The sequence below is a fragment of the Pseudomonas sp. GW823-FHT02C05 genome, assembly GCF_058797595.1.
Genome location: NZ_JBXAJU010000004.1, coordinates 93,774 through 111,035, shown reverse-complemented (window position 1 = coordinate 111,035; position 17,262 = coordinate 93,774). Strand labels below are relative to the sequence as shown.

Sequence of the window (17,262 nt, the reverse complement as noted above, 5' to 3'; positions counted from 1 at the left end):
CTGCAACGTCTGGGGTGCCCATTGGACGTAAGTCTAGGTAGCGCCCTAGGGGCCGGACATTTGGCTTTGAAGCGTCGGCAATCAATGCGAAAAAGCTCTGATCAAGACTCTTGGCAATTTTTCCGACGAAGTGCACATTGGAGGCCTGCTTAGCGATGTCTGACCACTGTGCTAGGGGATTGATCTGTTCATGTAGAGAAATGTATGCCCGACCACGATATTTTGAGTGACGCCGAGCGCGAGGCCCTGAGTGCGGTCATGCTGGAACCGGATCTGCCGCCCCAGCGGGTGCTGATCGCCGATGACGACAAGGATGCACGGGAGCTGCTTGCGGAGATTCTTGGCCTGGATGGCATCCGTTGCATCACGGCGGCCAGTGGCAAGGCCGCACTTGAGTTGCTTGAATCGAATAAATCCATCGGCCTGTTGATCACCGATCTGCGCATGGCGCCCTGCAATGGCCTGGACCTGATCCGCCAGGTGCGTGAATCGGAGCGGGCGGCGCTGCCGATCATCATCATTTCCGGCGACGCCGATGTCCGCGATGCCATCGCCGCCATGCACCTGAGCGTGGTGGACTTCCTGCTCAAGCCGATCGACACCACCAAGCTGCTGGCCCTGGTCAAGCACGAGCTGGGCGTGGTGCTCTAGCCGATCCCTTGCCACACAGGCGAAAAAAAGCCCCGGCCTTGCGACCGGGGCTTTTTCATTACTGCTGGTTACGCGGGCTTACAGACCGTTCTTGGCCTTGAACTCGCGACGCCGGCGGTGCAGGACCGGCTCGGTGTAGCCGTTTGGCTGCTTGGTGCCTTCGATCACCAGTTCCAGGGCGGCCTGGAAGGCGATGTTGCTGTCGAAGTCCGGTGCCAGGGGGCGGTACAGCGGGTCGCTAGCGTTCTGCCGGTCAACCACCGGAGCCATGCGCTTGAGGCTTTCGAGCACCTGCTCCTGGGTGACCACGCCGTGGCGCAGCCAGTTGGCGATGTGCTGGCTGGAGATACGCAGGGTGGCGCGGTCTTCCATCAGGCCGACGTCATTGATGTCCGGCACTTTCGAACAGCCCACGCCCTGGTCGATCCAGCGCACCACGTAACCGAGAATGCCCTGGGCGTTGTTGTCCAGTTCGTTCTTGATCTGCTCCGGCGTCCAGCTCGGGTTGACCGCCAGCGGGATGGTCAGGATGTCATCCACCGAGGCGCGGGCACGCTTGGCCAGTTCGGCCTGGCGGGCGAATACGTCGACCTTGTGATAGTGCAGCGCGTGCAGCGCAGCGGCGGTCGGGGATGGAACCCAGGCAGTGTTGGCGCCGGCCAGTGGGTGAGCGATTTTCTGTTCGAGCATCGCTGCCATCAGGTCCGGCATCGCCCACATGCCCTTGCCGATTTGCGCGCGACCTTGCAGGCCGGTGCTCAGGCCGATATCGACGTTCCAGTTCTCGTAGGCGCCGATCCATTTCTCGGCCTTCATGTCGGCCTTGCGCACCATGGCGCCGGCCTCCATGGAGGTGTGGATTTCGTCGCCGGTGCGGTCGAGGAAGCCGGTGTTGATGAACACCACGCGCTCGCTGGCCGCCTTGATGCAGGCCTTGAGGTTGACCGTGGTGCGGCGCTCCTCGTCCATGATCCCGACTTTCAGGGTGTTGCGCGGCAGGTTCAGCACCTCTTCGATGCGGCCGAACAGCTCGTTGGTGAACGCCGCTTCTTCAGGGCCGTGCATCTTCGGCTTGACGATGTACATCGAGCCGGTGCGGCTGTTCTTGCGCGACGTGTTGCCGTTGAGGTTGTGGATCGACGCCAGGCTGGTGACCAGGCCGTCGAGGATGCCTTCCGGCACTTCGTTGCCATCCTTGTCGAGGATCGCATCGATGGTCATCAGGTGGCCGACGTTGCGCACGAACAGCAGCGAACGACCGTGCAGTTTCACCGGCTCGCCATTGACCCCGGTGTATTCGCGGTCGGCGTTCATGGTGCGGGTGAAGGACTTGCCGCCCTTGGAAACTTCTTCCGCCAGGTCGCCCTTCATCAGGCCGAGCCAGTTGCGGTAGATCACCACCTTGTCGTCGGCATCCACTGCGGCGACCGAGTCTTCGCAGTCCATGATGGTGGTCAGGGCCGCTTCCATCAGCAGGTCCTTGACCCCGGCGGCGTCGGTCTGGCCGACCGGGCTTGTGGCGTCGATCTGGATCTCGAAGTGCAGGCCGTTGTGCTTGAGCAGGATCGCGGTAGGGGCCGCAGCGTCGCCCTGGTAGCCGATCAGTTGCGCGTCGTTGCGCAGGCCGCTGTTGCTGCCACCCTTGAGGCCGACCACCAGCTTGCCGCCGACGATCTTGTAGCTCACCGAGTCCACGTGGGAGCCGGCAGTCAGCGGCGCGGATTCATCGAGGAAGGCGCGGGCGAAGGCGATGACCTTGTCGCCGCGGACCTTGTTGTAGCCTTTGCCTTTTTCCGCACCATCGGCTTCGCTGATGGCATCGGTGCCGTACAGGGCGTCGTACAGCGAGCCCCAGCGAGCGTTGGAAGCGTTGAGGGCGAAGCGCGCATTCATCACCGGCACCACCAACTGCGGGCCGGCCATGTGGGCGATCTCTTCATCGACGTTTTGCGTCGTGGCCTGGAAATCCGCCGCTTCTGGCAGCAGGTAACCGATGTCTTGCAAGAAGGCTTTATAAGCCACAGCGTCATGCGCCTGGCCGGCACGGGACTGGTGCCAGGCATCGATACGTGCCTGGAAGTCATCGCGTTTGGCGAGTAGGGCTTTGTTCTTCGGCGCCAGGTCGTGAATGACCTTGTCTGCACCGGCCCAGAACGAGTCGGCGGTGAGGCCGGTACCGGGAATGGCTTCGTTGTTCACGAAGTCGAACAGGACTCTGGCGACCTGCAGGCCACCGACTTGAACGTGCTCAGTCATTGCTTGCCTCACTCTGCTCAGCTATTTCGCTTTTCAGCTCTTCAAATTAACAATGAAGCCGGCGGCCATTTAAAGCACAACCCTGTTCTCCAGTACATGCCATCGCTGGCGGCTGGGTCCTTCCAATCAACGGCGGAGCCTTGCTGACGGGCTGTTGCGGGGGTTGCGATCAGGCCTTGGCGGACATCGTTCCAACGTTATGTAGTGCGCGCTGCGGCATACTACATGATGAACTGCGGTTGTGAAAATTAGACTAAAAGCGTCGTTCCGCGACTTTAAAGTGCAGTGCGGTCACGCAGGGGAATGCGATGTTCTCAAAAAGCCGGTGGATTGTTCCATATAAATACAAAAAGTTGTACACGATTTGTGTTTTGCCTTGCGCACCCTCGTAGGAGCCGGCTTGCCGGCGAATGGGCCTTCGGGGTTTGCGTCGGCCTTGCGGGCGCATTCGCTGTCCTGCACAAGCTACTGCCATATGGGCTGGAAGGCGCGGGGAATGAGGCTGCCTATACTGGATCTTTCATTGCTCAAAGAGGGCTGCGCCATGGACCATCTCGTTCTCACGGTATTCGCCCCGGACAAGGCCGGCCAGGTCGAGCGCATTGCCCAGTGCATCGCCGAGCATGGCGGCAACTGGCTGGAAAGCCGCCTGTCACGCATGGCCGGGCAGTTCGCCGGGATCCTGCGGGTGGCAGTGCCGGCCGAAGCCTACGATGAACTGGTGGATGCCCTGCAAGGCTTGTCGGCCCAGGGCATTCGCGTGTTGATCGCCGAAGGCGGCGTGGAGCAGTCCTGCACCTGGAAACCCATCGCCATGGAACTGGTGGGCAACGACCGCCCGGGAATCGTGCGCGACATCACCCGGCTGCTGGCCGAGCAGGGGGTGAACCTGGAGCGCTTGGTGACCGAGGTGCGCCCAGCGCCCATGAGCAGCGAGCCGCTGTTCCACGCCGAGGCGATCCTTGCGGTGCCCCTGACCCTGTCCCTGGAAGTGCTGCAGGCGCGCCTGGAAACCCTGGCGGACGACTTGATGGTGGAATTGGTCCTGCGCAGCGAGCCCTGAGCCTTGTGAGGGTTATCCCAGTAAACCGTGCATGTGCCTGTGGATAACCTGTAGAGACCAGGCCCTGGCCCAGAGCCAGCGCGGCGTTGCGCCAGTTGATCAAAAAACCAGCAGTTTCAAGGGCTTGTGCACAAAGGACGGGGATCAGGTTGTGGATAACCTTGGGAAGAACCGCTGCAAGCCACGAAGAACGTGGCCTGCAGGGCTTTGTACGTTTATTGATCAGCGACGCCCGCGCAGGCTGAGCCAGGCATCCACGCTGTATACCGCCAGGCCGGCCCAGATAAACATGAAGGCCAGCAAGGTGCTGGAGGACAGGTGCTCGTCGAACAGCAGCACGGCCTGCAGCAGCACCAGGGTGGGAGCCAGGTACTGGAGGAAACCCAGGGTGGTGTAGGGCAGGTCCCGCGCGGCAGCGTTGAAGCACACCAGAGGTACCAGGGTCACCGGGCCGGCAGCCACCAGCCACCAGGCCTGGGAACTGCTCCAGAACTCGGCATGGGCACTGCTGGCATCGGGGTGCAGCAGCAGCCAACCCAGAGCGATGGGCACCAGCATCCAGGTTTCCACCACCAGGCCGGGCAGGGCCTTGACCGGCGCCTGCTTGCGGATCAGCCCGTAGAAGCCGAAGCTCAGCGCCAGCATCAGCGAGACCCAGGGCAGGCTGCCTACCTGCCACACTTGCTGGGCCACGCCCACCGCCGCCAGGATCACCGCCAGCCACTGCATGCGCCGCAGGCGTTCGCCAAGAATCAGCATGCCCAGCAGCACGTTGACCAGTGGGTTGATGTAGTAGCCCAGGCTGGCTTCGAGCATGCGCCCGTTGTTCACCGACCAGACGTAGGTCAGCCAGTTGGCGGCGATCAGGGTGCCGCTCAGGGCCAGGATCGCCAGGCGCCTGGGGTTGTCCCGCAGTTCGCGCCACCAGCCGGGGTGCTTCCACACCATCAGCAGCAGGGCGCCGAACAGCGCCGACCAGAGCACCCGGTGGATGATGATCTCGACCGCGGGAACGCTGGCGATAGCTTTGAAATAGAGCGGGAACAGACCCCAGATGATGTAGGCGGTCAGACCCAGGATGTACCCGCGGCGCGGGTTGGCGGCTTGCATGCAGAATCCTTGCTTAGGCAGCTAACAAAGCCGCAATTGTAAGGACAATTGTCTAGACCTGTCCTGACTTTTACCCCGCTGCCCACTGTGGACGCCGGCTTGCCGACGAGGGCAATCTCTCGGGCCCTTTCGCTGGCAAGCCAGCTCCTACGGCTGGCGCCCTTGTGTGGGTACCGGCTTGTCGGCGAAGGCGGTTTCTCGGGCCCCCTTCGCTGGCAAGCCGGCTCCTGCAGGCCGGGTCAGAACAGCTTGAGGGGTTCTTCGTTGAGGGCCGCCAGCTGTTCGCGCAAGGCCAGCACCTGATCGCCCCAATAACGTTCGCTGCCGAACCAGGGGAAACTGTGGGGGAACGCCGGGTCGTCCCAGCGTCGTGCCAGCCAGGCGCTGTAGTGCATCAGGCGCAAGGCTCGCAGTGGTTCGATCAGGGCCAGCTCCCGCGGGTCGAAATCATGGAACTCGCTGTAGCCATCCATCAACTCGGACAACTGGCCCAGGCATTCCTGGCGGTTGCCGGCGAGCATCATCCACAGGTCCTGCACCGCCGGGCCCATGCGGCAGTCATCCAGGTCGACGATATGGAACATCTCGTCGCGGCACATCATGTTGCCGGGGTGGCAGTCGCCGTGCATCCGGATGTTCTGGTGTGGCGTGGCCTGGTAGACCTCTTCCACCCGCTTGAGCAGGTCCCGGGCCACCGACTCGTAGGCTGGCAGCAGGCTCTTGGGGATGAAGTTGCCCTGCAGCAGGGTTGCCAGGGAATCGTGACCGAAGTTCTTCACCCCCAGGGCTTCGCGGTGTTCGAACGGGCGGGTGGCACCCACCGCGTGCAGGCGGCCCAACAACTGGCCGAGACGGTAGAGCTGGTCCAGGTTGCCTGGCTCCGGGGCGCGCCCGCCGCGGCGGGGAAACAGGGCGAAACGAAAGCTCGCGTGTTCGAACAGGCTGGCGCCGTCGTGAATGATCGGCGCCACCACCGGCACGTCGCATTCGGCGAGTTCGAAGGTGAAGCGGTGTTCTTCCAGGATCGCTTCGTTGGTCCAGCGCTGGGGCCGGTAGAACTTGGCGATCAGTGGCTCGCTTTCGTCGATGCCGACTTGATAGACGCGATTTTCGTAGCTGTTGAGCGCCAGCACGCGGGCGTCGCTGAGAAAGCCGATGCTTTCAACGGCGTCCAGGACCAGATCGGGGGTCAGTGTTTCAAACGGGTGCGACATGCTTACTCCTGCGCGCAGCAGGCTGCCGCGTCCGGCCAAGCATGGTAACGCAGACGGGGAGCCAGCGGGGGAGGGTTTGCCGGTGGTTCGGCCGTGCGTCGGGTTCGCCGCCCAGCCGGTTCCTGCGGGTGCAGAAGCCGGCCGGGCGCGAGGCGGGGTCAGGCGCCGATGACGCCGCCGTCTTCCCGGGTGATGGCCATGACCGAGGAGCGTGGCTTGCCGTTGGGCAGGTGTTCGGGGAAGGTCGAACCGCCGTTTTCCCCAGGGTGCTGGATACCCACGAACAGGGTCTTCTGGTCCGGGGCGAAGGCGATGCCGGTGACTTCGCAACCCACCGGCCCGACCATGAAACGGCGGATCTCACCGCTGTCCGGGTCGGCGCAGAGCATCTGGTTGTTGCCCATGCCGGCGAAGTCGCCGCTGTTGCTGTAGTCGCCGTCGGTGAGGATCCACAGGCGCCCGGCCTTGTCGAAACCCAGCCCGTCGGGGCTGTTGAACATATTCTGCGGGGTGATGTTGGACGACCCACCCTTGGGTTGGCCGGCGTGCACCCCCGGGTTGCCGGCCACTACGAACAGGTCCCAGGAAAAACTCATGGCACCATGGTCGTCGCCGCCGGTGCGCCAGCGCAGGATCTGCCCGTAGACGTTCTTCTCCCGCGGGTTGGGGCCGCCTACCGGCTGGCCGTCCTCGCCACGCTTGGAGTTGTTGGTCAGGGTGCAATAGACCTGGCCGTCCTTGGGGCTGACCACTATCCATTCCGGGCGGTCCATGCGCGTGGCCTGGACCACGCTGGCGGCCAGGCGAGCCTGGATCAGCACCTGGGCCTGGTCGGCGAAGCCGCTGCTGGCGTCGATGCCGTTCTTGCCGTGGGTCAGCTCGATCCACTGGCCCTGGCCCTTGGGGTGGTCCGGGTTGCCGTCGCCGGCATCGAAGCGCGCCACGTAAAGGGTGCCGTGGTCCAGCAGGTCGCGGTTGGCCTTGGGGTTGCGGTGGTTGATCTTGTCGCGGCTGATGAACTTGTAGATGAATTCGCCACGCTCGTCGTCACCCATGTAGACCACGGCGCGGCCGTCGCGGGTTTCGGCCAGGGCGGCGTTTTCGTGCTTGAAGCGACCCAGGGCGGTGCGCTTGACCGGGGTCGATTGCGGGTCGAACGGATCGATTTCCACCACCCAGCCGTGACGGTTGAGTTCGTTGGGGTTCTTCGCCAGGTCGAACCGCGGATCGTGCAGGTGCCAGTTGATCTCCTTGCTGGCCACCACGGCGCCGTAGCGCTTCTGCGCGGCGTCGAATTTCTGCTCGGCGTTGCTGCTGCCGAAGCAGTCGGTGAAGTTCTCTTCGCAGGTCAGGTAGGTGCCCCATGGGGTCTTGCCGTTGGCGCAGTTCTGGAAGGTGCCGAGGACTTTCCTGCCCTTGGGGTCGGCGCTGGTCTTGAGCAGATCGTGACCGGCTGCGGGACCACTCAGGCGGATCGGCGTGTTGCCATGGATCCGTCGGTTGTAGCGCGAGCCCTGGACGAACTGCCACTGGCCATTCTTGCGCTGCACTTCAATCACCGACACGCCTTCGCTGGCCTGGGCCTTGCGCACGTCTTCGGCGGATTGCGGCAAGCCGCCATGGGGGTAGAGGTAGCGGTAGTTGGTGTATTCGTTATTGATGGCCATCAGCGCGCGGTGGCGGTCGTCCGGGAAGGCGAACAGGCTCATGCCGTCGTTGTTGTCGCCAAACTGCACTTCCTGGGCCCGGGCGGTGCCATTGCCGCTGGGGTCGAAGGCCGGGCCGTTCTTGGCCAGGGGCTGGCCCCAACTGATCAGTACCGAGGACTTGTAGCCAGGTGGCAAGGTGATGCTGTCGCTGGTGGCGGCAGGGATGCCGGCAAAGCCCAGCAACTGGCTGGTGCCGGCGCTGACGCTGGCGGCCAGGGCGCTGCGGCTCAACAGGTTGCCGCCCAGGAACAGCGCTGCACCGCACAGGGCGCCGGCACCGATGAAACCGCGGCGGCTGAGGCCGACCAGCTGTTCCAGGTCGGTGGGTTGGTCTTCTTCTAGTAACAGGCTCATATCAGGCTCCCTGCAGGTTTTTGCAGCCACCTTAATGAGCCCCCATGACGAATATGTTGCAGTGAAATGGCGGTGGAGCCTTGGTCAGAGCGGGGTTCCGATCAGCACGTGGGACGGTGAGAACTGCACCTGGACGGTCGAGGACTCCTTCAACTCCAGGGTCTTGAGCAGCAACGGCTCGGCCAGGGCGCACAACGTCTGACCATTGGGCAGGGCAATTCGCACCTCGCAGGGGCCGTCCTCGGCGTCGAGAATCTGCTCGATCGTGCCCCTCAGGCAATTGTGTCCAGTTGTTACTTGGGCGCCCGCGGCTTGTACGTCCAGCCAGCCAGCCTTGATCAGTGCCACCACTTCGGTCCCCGGCAGCAGTTCCAGGCGCAGGGTGCTGTCGTGGGTGATCTGCGCCTGGAGTTGCAGGCCCTCGGGCAGTTCCAGGACGATCAGGTCGTTGCAGCCCTGGCTTTCGACAGCCCGGACCTTGCCATGCAACTGATTGCGCGCGCTGGTGCGCAGCATCAGGCGGCTGAGCAAGTCGAGGTCGCTGGTGTCTTCCGCCGCTTCCAGTACCTGGGCCTGCAGAGCTTGCAGGCGCTGGTAAAGACGCAGCACTCGCTCGCCCTCGGCGGACAGCTTGGCGCCGCCGCCGCCCTTGCCGCCGACGCTGCGCTCCACCAGCGGGCTCTGGGCCAGGTTGTTCAGTTCGTCGATGGCATCCCAGGCTGCCTTGTAGCTCAGGCCGGCGCTTTTTGCCGCGCGGGTGATGGAGCCTTGTTCGGCGATGTGTTGCAGCAAGGCAATGCGTTGCGGGCGGCGGACGATGTGCTGGGTCAACAGAGTGGGCAAGGACATGGCGGGGGGCGCTTTGAACACTGGGGGTGGACTGGGAGTTTGCGGCTTGGGCGACGAGAGTCAAGTCAGTCGCCGGTGCCGGGGCTTGGGGTCCTGGCCAGGCAGTAGATATCCACCCGACGGGCACCGGCGTTGATCAGCAAACGGGCAAGGGCCTGGGCGGTGGCTCCGGTGGTCAGGACATCGTCCACCAGGGCCAGGTGTCGTCCTGCAACCTGGGCCTGATCTGCAAGGGCGAAGGCCTGGCGCAGGTTGCGCTGGCGGGCCCGGGCATCCAGGCCCTGCTGGGCGGGGGTGTCTTGGGTGCGCAGGAGGAGCTTGGGTTGCACCACCAATTGCAACGAAGCGCCCAGCCACTGGGCCAGCATGCCTGCCTGATTGAAGCCGCGCTGGCGCAGCCGCCTGCGGGACAGTGGCACCGGCAGCAGGCAATCAGGCCGTGGCAGGCCTTCATCGAAGCGATAGTGGAGGAACTGGCCGAGAAGTTCGGCCATCAGCCGGCCAAAAGGCCATTTTTCATGGTGCTTGAAACGACTGATCAGGCTGTCCACCGGGAAATCGTAGCGCCAGGGTGCGATCACCCGCTGAAACGCCGGCGGCTCTTGCAGGCACTGGCCACAGGTGAAGCCGGGCCCAGGCAGGGGCAGGGCGCAGACTGAACACTGGGCGCCGAGCCAGGGCAGCTCGTCCAGGCAGGGAGCACACAGGGCCAGGGCCGAATAGCTGGGTTCGTCACACAATAAACATGTCTGATTGTTTTTTAACCAGATGTAAACCGGTCCTTCGTATCTGGGTTGACAGTGCATGGCTCTTCCTTAAATATGCCCAACATCCGTGTCGCGGCTGTGGGCTTTCCTGTCCTGCGCCGCTTGCCAAGCATAATCAAGGAATCGCCCATGAGCGCCAGCACCACCGCCACCCTGCGTCATGACTGGACTTTGGCTGAAGTCAAAGCCCTGTTCGTCCAGCCCTTCAATGACTTGCTGTTCCAGGCGCAGACGGTGCACCGCGCGCATTTCGACGCCAATCGGGTCCAGGTTTCCACGCTGCTGTCGATCAAGACCGGCGCCTGCCCGGAAGATTGCAAATATTGTCCGCAGTCCGGTCACTACAACACCGGCCTGGAAAAGGAAAAGCTCCTTGAGGTGCAGAAGGTCCTGGAAGAGGCCGCCCGGGCCAAGGCCATCGGTTCTACCCGTTTCTGCATGGGCGCGGCCTGGAAGCACCCTTCGGCCAAGGACATGCCCTATGTGCTGGAGATGGTCAAAGGCGTGAAGGCCATGGGCCTGGAAACCTGCATGACCCTGGGCCGTCTCGATCAGGACCAGACCGAGGCGCTGGCCAAGGCCGGCCTGGACTACTACAACCACAACCTCGATACCTCGCCGGAGTTCTACGGCAACATCATCACCACCCGCACCTACAGCGAGCGCCTGCAGACCCTGGCCTATGTGCGTGACGCGGGCATGAAGATCTGTTCCGGCGGCATTCTCGGCATGGGCGAATCCCTGGATGACCGCGCCGGCCTGCTGATCCAGCTGGCCAACCTGCCGGAGCATCCGGAGTCGGTGCCGATCAACATGCTGGTGAAGGTGGCGGGTACGCCGCTGGAAAATGCCGAAGAGGTAGACCCCTTCGACTTTATCCGCATGCTCGCGGTGGCGCGGATTCTCATGCCGCAATCCCATGTGCGGCTATCGGCCGGCCGTGAGGCGATGAATGAGCAGATGCAGGCCCTGGCGTTCTTCGCCGGCGCCAACTCGATTTTCTATGGCGACAAGTTGCTGACCACCGCCAACCCGCAGGCCGACAAGGACATGCAGTTGTTCGCGCGCCTGGGCATCCAGCCCGAAGCCCGCGAAGAACACGCCGACGAGGTGCACCAGGCCGCCATCGAACAGGCCCTGGTGGAGCAGAAAAGCAGCGAGCAGTTCTACAACGCCGCCGTCTGACCTTCTGCCGTAGGAGCCGGCTTGCCGGCGAATCTCGCGAGCCTCATGGATTTCGCGTCGCCTGCTTCGCCGGCAAGCCAGCTCCTGGCGATGAACTGTCCGTAAGCCAACATCGAGGCCTGCATGTCTTTTGATCTCGCCGCGCGCCTTGCTGCCCGCCGTGCCGAACACCTCTATCGCCAGCGCCCGCTGCTGCAGAGCCCCCAGGGGCCGCAAGTGGTGGTCGACGGTCAGCCATTGCTGGCCTTTTGTAACAACGACTACCTGGGCCTGGCCAACCATCCGCAAGTGATCGAAGCCTGGCGTTCCGGTGCCAGCCGCTGGGGCGTGGGCGGTGGTGCTTCCCATCTGGTGATCGGCCACAGCACGCCCCATCACGCCCTGGAAGAGGCGCTGGCCGAACTCACTGGCCGCCCTCGGGCGCTGTTGTTTACCACCGGCTACATGGCCAACCTAGGGGCGGTGACGGCGCTGGTGGGGCAGGGCGATACGGTGCTGGAGGATCGTCTCAACCACGCGTCGTTGCTCGATGCGGGGCTGCTTTCCGGTGCGCGCTTCAACCGCTATCTGCACAACGATGCGCACAGCCTGGCCAAGCGTCTGGAAAAGGCCACCGGCAATACCCTGGTGGTCACCGATGGGGTGTTCAGCATGGACGGCGATGTCGCCGACCTGCCGGCCCTGGCTCGGGCAACCAAGGCCCGTGGCGCCTGGCTGATGGTGGATGATGCCCATGGTTTCGGGCCGCTGGGGGCCAATGGCGGCGGGCTGGTGGAGCATTTCGGCCTGGGGCTGGATGAGGTGCCGGTACTGGTGGGCACCCTGGGCAAGGCTTTCGGCACCGCCGGAGCCTTTGTCGCCGGCAGCGAGGATCTGATCGAAAGCCTGATCCAGTTTGCCCGGCCTTATATCTACACCACCAGCCAGCCCCCAGCCCTGGCCTGCGCCACCCTGAAAAGCCTGGAGCTGCTACGCAGCGAGCATTGGCGGCGCGAGCACCTGGCGGCCTTGATCCGTCAATTCCGCCAGGGCGCCGAGCAGATCGGCCTGCAACTGATGGACAGTTTCACCCCGATCCAGCCGATCCTGGTGGGCGACAGTGCTCGGGCCGTGCGCCTGTCGCAGATGCTGCGTGAACGGGGAATCATGGTCAGCGCCATTCGCCCGCCTACCGTGCCGGCCGGCAGCGCGCGGCTGCGGGTGACCTTGTCCGCGGCCCACAGCGAAGCTCAGGTGCAGCTATTGTTAAGCGCGTTGGCAGACTGTTTCAGAGAACTGCAAGCGGAGCCGAGCCATGCGTGATCGACTGATTCTGTTGCCGGGCTGGGGCTTGGGCGTGTCGCCGCTGGAACCTCTGGCGGCGGCCTTGCAGGGGCTGGATGAACACTTGCGGGTGGAGATCGAGCCCTTGCCGGAGTTGACCTCCAGCGACCCGCAGGACTGGCTGGACGAACTCGATGACGCCGTGCCGGACAATGCCTGGCTGGGTGGCTGGTCCCTCGGCGGCATGCTGGCTTCGGAACTGGCGGCGCGCCGTGGTGAGCGCTGCTGCGGCCTGCTGACCCTGGCCAGCAATCCCAGTTTTGTCGCCCATGAACAATGGGCCAGTGCCATGGCCGGGGAAACCTTCGACGGCTTCCTGGCCGGCTGCGCGGCCGATCCGCGAACCACCCTCAAGCGTTTTGCCTTGCTCTGCGCCCAGGGCGCCGCGGACACGCGAGGCCTGTCGCGGTTGCTCCTGAGCGGCGCGCCGACCACGGCGCCGGCGGTGCTGATGGCCGGGCTGGAGTTGCTGGCGCAGTTGGATACCCGCGAAGCCTTGCAAGGCTTTCGCGGGCCGCAGTTGCACTTGTTTGCCGGGCTCGATGCTCTGGTGCCTGCCGAGGCGGCCGGTGAATTGCTGGCCTTGCTGCCGGATATTGAAGTTGGCCTGATTGAACACGCCAGCCACGGATTTCTCCTGGAGGACCCCCATGGAGTGGCGGGAGCGATCCAGGCTTTCTTGCATGAGTCCGGTGATGACTGACCTTTCTCTGACTGCCTTTCCCGGTCGCCTGCCTGACAAGCGCCAGGTCGCGGCTTCGTTCTCCCGCGCGGCGGCCAGCTACGACAGTGTTGCGGAGCTGCAGCGTGCGGTCGGGCAACAATTGCTCAGCCGTCTGCCCCCAGGCCTTGATCCACGGTGCTGGCTGGACCTGGGCTGCGGCACCGGGCATTTCAGCCGGGTGCTGGGGCAGCGTTTCAGTGCTGCCCAGGGGCTGGCCCTGGATATTGCCGAGGGCATGCTCAATCACGCCCGGCCTTTGGGTGGCGCGGACCATTTCATCGCCGGGGATGCTGAACGCCTGCCGTTGCAAGGCGACAGTTGCCAATTGATCTTCTCCAGCCTGGCGGTGCAGTGGTGCGACGATTTCTCTGCCGTGCTCAGTGAAGCGATGCGGGTGCTCAAGCCGGGCGGCGTGCTGGCTTTTGCCAGCCTGTGCGTGGGTACTTTGCAGGAACTGCGCGATAGTTGGGCGCAGGTCGATGGCCAGGTTCACGTCAATCGCTTCCGTGAGTTCGAACGTTATCGACAGCTGTGTGAAGCCAGTGGCTTGCAAGTGCGCAGTCTGGAAAAGGCGCCCCATGTCCTGTATTACCCGGATGTGCGCAGCCTGACCCATGAGTTGAAAGCCCTGGGCGCGCACAACCTCAATCCTGGACGCCCGGGCGGCTTGACCGGACGGGCGCGGATCGCCGGGTTGATCGATGCCTACGAGGGTTTCCGACAGGCCAAGGGCCTGCCGGCGACTTATCAAGTGGTCTATGCCGTGCTGGAGAAACCGCTATGAGCCCTGCCTACTTCATTACGGGTACCGATACCGATGTGGGGAAAACCACCATTGCGGCCGGCTTGCTGCATGCGGCGCGTCTGGCCGGCCTGAGTACTGCTGCGGGCAAGCCGGTGGCTTCGGGTTGCGAGCTGACGGCCAAGGGCCTGCGCAACGCCGATGCCCTGGCATTGCAGGCGCAGTCTTCGTTGCCGTTGGCCTATGCAGAAGTGAATCCGGTTGCCTTCGAACCGGCCATCGCCCCTCATCTGGCAGCGCGAGAGGCCGGGGTGGCGCTGACCGTGCAGTCGCTGTTGACGCCCATGCGCCATCTGCTGGCCAAGGGCGCGGACTTCACGCTGATCGAAGGCGCGGGTGGTTGGCGGGTACCCCTGGCAGACCAGGACAATCTGTCGGATCTGGCCATGGCGCTGGGGTTGCCGGTGATCCTGGTGGTGGGCGTGCGTCTGGGTTGCATCAATCATGCGTTGCTGACGGCCGAAGCCATCGCTCAGGACGGCCTGCAACTGGCGGGGTGGGTGGCCAATATCATCGATCCAAAGACCTCTCGTCTGGAGGAAAACCTCGCAACCCTGGCCGAGCGCTTGCCGGCCCCGTGCCTGGGCAGGGTGCCGAAACTCAAGCCGGCCAGCGCCGAGGCGGTGGCCGAGCATTTGCAACTGGATCTGCTGGACTAGATTTTGCCTATTGCAAGGCATATTGCCATTAGTGTTTTTGACGGGTGTTTTCTTGACGGGTCTGCTTCAATGACACCTGTCACTCATTCTCAAGGTCGAGTTCTCCCATGCAAATCTCCGGGAACACCGCTTTCTACGCCGGGCTGAACGCTATCCAGACCGGGCAGAATCGCGTCGATCAAGCCGCCGGCCAGATTGCCAGCACTGCAGTTGAACGCTCTGCCGGCAGCCAGTCGTCGGATGTTCAGGTTGACCGCCTGCGCGCTGTGGATCGCAGCCAGGAATCGGATCTGGCCAGCAGCATGGTGGAGATGTCCATGGGCAAGATCCAGGCAGAACTGGGCGTCAATGTCGCCAAGGCCTCGGATGAAGTCCTCGGCACCCTGATCGATACCTACGCCTGATTACCCTCTGCAAAAGCCCGGCCTCCCAGAGAGACTGGGCTTTTTCATGCCTTTTCTGTTGATAGCGGCTCTCGCTGATTCCTTTCCCTGACTGATTGCCGGTGCGTCGGCTCCTACACTTCATGGCAGTGCCGTGGGTGTTCGCCTGCGTATGCATTTTGTTTCGATGACGAAAGGCATTGGCGCGACGCTTGACAAGATTTGGGCGTAAACGTATGTTTCAAACAACTGTTTGACCGCTATAAAAACTCAACGCGGTTGTTCATTCCCGGTTACATCAGCAGAGGTTTATCGCTATGCCTGACTACAAGGCCCCCTTGCGTGATATTCGCTTCGTTCGTGACGAGCTGCTCGGCTATGAGGCGCATTATCAGAGCCTCCCGGCTTGCCAGGACGCCACTCCGGACATGGTTGACGCCATTCTCGAGGAAGGTGCCAAGTTTTGTGAGCAGGTGCTGGCTCCGCTGAACCGTGTGGGCGACCAGGAAGGTTGCACCTGGAGTGAATCCGGCGTTAAGACCCCTACAGGCTTCAAGGAAGCCTACAAGCAATTCGTCGAAGGCGGCTGGCCAAGCCTGGCTCACGACGTTGAGCACGGTGGTCAGGGCCTGCCTGAATCCCTGGGCCTGGCGGTCAGCGAAATGGTTGGCGAAGCCAACTGGTCGTGGGGCATGTACCCTGGCCTGTCCCATGGCGCGATGAACACCATTTCCGAGCACGGTACTGCCGAGCAGCAAGAGGCCTACCTGACCAAGCTGGTGTCCGGCGAATGGACCGGCACCATGTGCCTGACCGAGCCGCACTGCGGCACCGACCTGGGCATGCTGCGCACCAAGGCCGAACCTCAGGCCGATGGTTCCTACAAAGTCACTGGCACCAAGATCTTCATCTCTGCCGGTGAACACGATATGGCCGACAACATCGTCCACATCGTTCTGGCCCGCCTGCCGGACGCACCGGCCGGTACCAAGGGTATTTCGCTGTTCATCGTGCCCAAGTTCCTGCCTAACGCTGATGGCAGCGTAGGTCAGCGCAACGCCGTGAGCTGTGGTTCCCTGGAACACAAGATGGGGATCCACGGCAACGCCACCTGCGTGATGAACTTCGACGCGGCCACCGGTTTCCTCATCGGCCCGGCGAACAAAGGCCTGAACTGCATGTTCACCTTCATGAACACCGCGCGCCTGGGTACCGCTCTGCAAGGCCTGGCCCATGCCGAAATCGGCTTCCAGGGCGGCCTGAAGTACGCTCGCGATCGTCTGCAAATGCGCTCCCTGACTGGCCCGAAAGCGCCGGACAAGGCTGCCGACCCGATCATCGTGCACCCTGACGTGCGCCGCATGCTGCTGACCATGAAGGCCTTCGCCGAAGGCAACCGGGCAATGGTCTACTTCACTGCCAAGCAGGTCGATATCGTCAAGTACGGTGTGGATGAAGAAGAGAAGAAGAAAGCCGACGCACTGCTGGCGTTCATGACTCCGATCGCCAAGGCGTTCATGACTGAAGTTGGTTTTGAATCCGCCAACCACGGTGTGCAGATCTATGGCGGCCACGGCTTCATCGCCGAGTGGGGCATGGAGCAGAACGTTCGCGACAGCCGTATCTCGATGCTGTACGAAGGCACCACCGGTATCCAGGCACTCGACCTGCTGGGCCGTAAAGTGCTGATGACTCAGGGCGAGGCTCTGAAAGGCTTTACCAAGATCGTCCACAAGTTCTGCCAGAACAACGAAGGCAACGAAGCCGTCAAGGAATTCGTCGCACCCCTGGCTGCACTGAACAAAGAATGGGGCGAGCTGACCATGAAGGTCGGTATGGCTGCCATGAAAGATCGCGAAGAAGTCGGCGCGGCCTCCGTGGACTACCTGATGTACTCCGGTTATGCCTGCCTGGCCTACTTCTGGGCCGACATGGCACGCCTGGCGGCTGAAAAGCTGGCAGCCGGCACCACCGAAGAGGCGTTCTACACCGCCAAGCTGCAGACTGCGCGTTTCTACTTCCAGCGCATCCTGCCGCGTACCCGCACTCACGTTGCAACCATGCTTTCGGGTGCCAACAACCTGATGGACATGAAGGAAGAAGACTTCGGCCTGGCTTACTAAGCCCGACCGCAGTGGTTCGAAAAGCCGTTCGCCCCTTGGGGCGAGCGGTTTTTTTATGCCCGCAGAATCTTCATGAAAATTCCCGACTAA

15 protein-coding genes are annotated in these 17,262 nt (G+C 63.0%); 9 read left to right on the top strand and 6 right to left on the bottom strand.

What is annotated here, in order from left to right:
* The first annotated feature begins 204 nt into the window (after positions 1–204).
* Entirely contained in the window at positions 205–651 is a 447-nt protein-coding gene (locus AC1RGE_RS21860) for a response regulator (RefSeq protein WP_015637278.1), read from the top strand.
* Positions 652–729: 78 nt separating this feature from the next.
* Here AC1RGE_RS21860 and AC1RGE_RS21855 read toward each other — a convergent pair whose 3' ends face one another.
* Positions 730–2,907 carry a malate synthase G gene (locus AC1RGE_RS21855; protein ID WP_011063875.1) on the bottom strand — a complete coding sequence of 726 codons (2,178 nt, stop codon included), beginning with the start codon at positions 2,905–2,907 and terminating at the stop codon, positions 730–732.
* Between the two features lie 544 nt (positions 2,908–3,451).
* Here AC1RGE_RS21855 and AC1RGE_RS21850 point away from each other — a divergent pair.
* Positions 3,452–3,970, top strand: coding sequence for a glycine cleavage system transcriptional repressor (locus AC1RGE_RS21850; RefSeq protein ID WP_492585029.1), 519 nt, complete (start codon positions 3,452–3,454; stop codon positions 3,968–3,970).
* 222 nt (positions 3,971–4,192) lie between these two features.
* On the opposite strand, the gene rarD is transcribed toward AC1RGE_RS21850, so the two are convergent.
* From rarD to AC1RGE_RS21825, 5 genes are all read right to left on the bottom strand, one after another.
* Complete coding sequence (gene rarD, locus AC1RGE_RS21845) at positions 4,193–5,080, bottom strand: EamA family transporter RarD (protein ID WP_011063873.1); 888 nt, start codon at positions 5,078–5,080, stop codon at positions 4,193–4,195.
* A 239-nt stretch (positions 5,081–5,319) separates the two neighbouring features.
* Positions 5,320–6,294, bottom strand: a complete 975-nt coding sequence (locus AC1RGE_RS21840) for a serine/threonine protein kinase (RefSeq protein ID WP_492585027.1) — start codon at positions 6,292–6,294, stop codon at positions 5,320–5,322.
* A 158-nt stretch (positions 6,295–6,452) separates the two neighbouring features.
* On the bottom strand, positions 6,453–8,357 hold the full coding sequence (locus AC1RGE_RS21835) for a PhoX family protein (protein ID WP_019094533.1): 1,905 nt from the start codon (positions 8,355–8,357) through the stop codon (positions 6,453–6,455).
* Between the two features lie 84 nt (positions 8,358–8,441).
* Positions 8,442–9,206: a TOBE domain-containing protein gene (locus AC1RGE_RS21830; protein WP_011063870.1), complete on the bottom strand. Its 765-nt coding sequence runs from the start codon at positions 9,204–9,206 to the stop codon at positions 8,442–8,444.
* A 65-nt stretch (positions 9,207–9,271) separates the two neighbouring features.
* Entirely contained in the window at positions 9,272–10,012 is a 741-nt protein-coding gene (locus tag AC1RGE_RS21825) for a ComFC family protein (protein WP_492585025.1), read from the bottom strand.
* Between the two features lie 90 nt (positions 10,013–10,102).
* Here AC1RGE_RS21825 and bioB point away from each other — a divergent pair, with 90 nt between their 5' ends.
* The 7 genes from bioB to AC1RGE_RS21790 all read left to right on the top strand — a co-directional run bounded on the left by bioB (position 10,103) and on the right by AC1RGE_RS21790 (position 17,172).
* Positions 10,103–11,158 carry a biotin synthase BioB gene (gene bioB / locus AC1RGE_RS21820; protein WP_011063868.1) on the top strand — a complete coding sequence of 352 codons (1,056 nt, stop codon included), beginning with the start codon at positions 10,103–10,105 and terminating at the stop codon, positions 11,156–11,158.
* Positions 11,159–11,281: 123 nt separating this feature from the next.
* The gene (gene bioF / locus AC1RGE_RS21815; protein ID WP_011063867.1) at positions 11,282–12,460 is read left to right on the top strand and encodes an 8-amino-7-oxononanoate synthase; all 1,179 of its coding nucleotides are present in this window, start codon (positions 11,282–11,284) and stop codon (positions 12,458–12,460) included.
* Positions 12,453–13,184: an alpha/beta fold hydrolase gene (locus AC1RGE_RS21810; RefSeq protein ID WP_041120124.1), complete on the top strand. Its 732-nt coding sequence runs from the start codon at positions 12,453–12,455 to the stop codon at positions 13,182–13,184. Before bioF ends, AC1RGE_RS21810 begins: the two co-directional genes overlap by 8 nt.
* The gene (bioC, locus tag AC1RGE_RS21805; protein WP_492585023.1) at positions 13,177–13,989 is read left to right on the top strand and encodes a malonyl-ACP O-methyltransferase BioC; all 813 of its coding nucleotides are present in this window, start codon (positions 13,177–13,179) and stop codon (positions 13,987–13,989) included. Before AC1RGE_RS21810 ends, bioC begins: the two co-directional genes overlap by 8 nt.
* Positions 13,986–14,666, top strand: coding sequence for a dethiobiotin synthase (gene bioD, locus AC1RGE_RS21800; RefSeq protein ID WP_011063864.1), 681 nt, complete (start codon positions 13,986–13,988; stop codon positions 14,664–14,666). Before bioC ends, bioD begins: the two co-directional genes overlap by 4 nt.
* Positions 14,667–14,773: 107 nt before the next feature.
* Positions 14,774–15,070, top strand: a complete 297-nt coding sequence (locus AC1RGE_RS21795; protein WP_011063863.1) for a hypothetical protein — start codon at positions 14,774–14,776, stop codon at positions 15,068–15,070.
* A 296-nt stretch (positions 15,071–15,366) separates the two neighbouring features.
* Complete coding sequence (locus AC1RGE_RS21790; RefSeq protein ID WP_011063862.1) at positions 15,367–17,172, top strand: phenylacyl-CoA dehydrogenase; 1,806 nt, start codon at positions 15,367–15,369, stop codon at positions 17,170–17,172.
* Positions 17,173–17,262 lie beyond the last annotated feature (90 nt).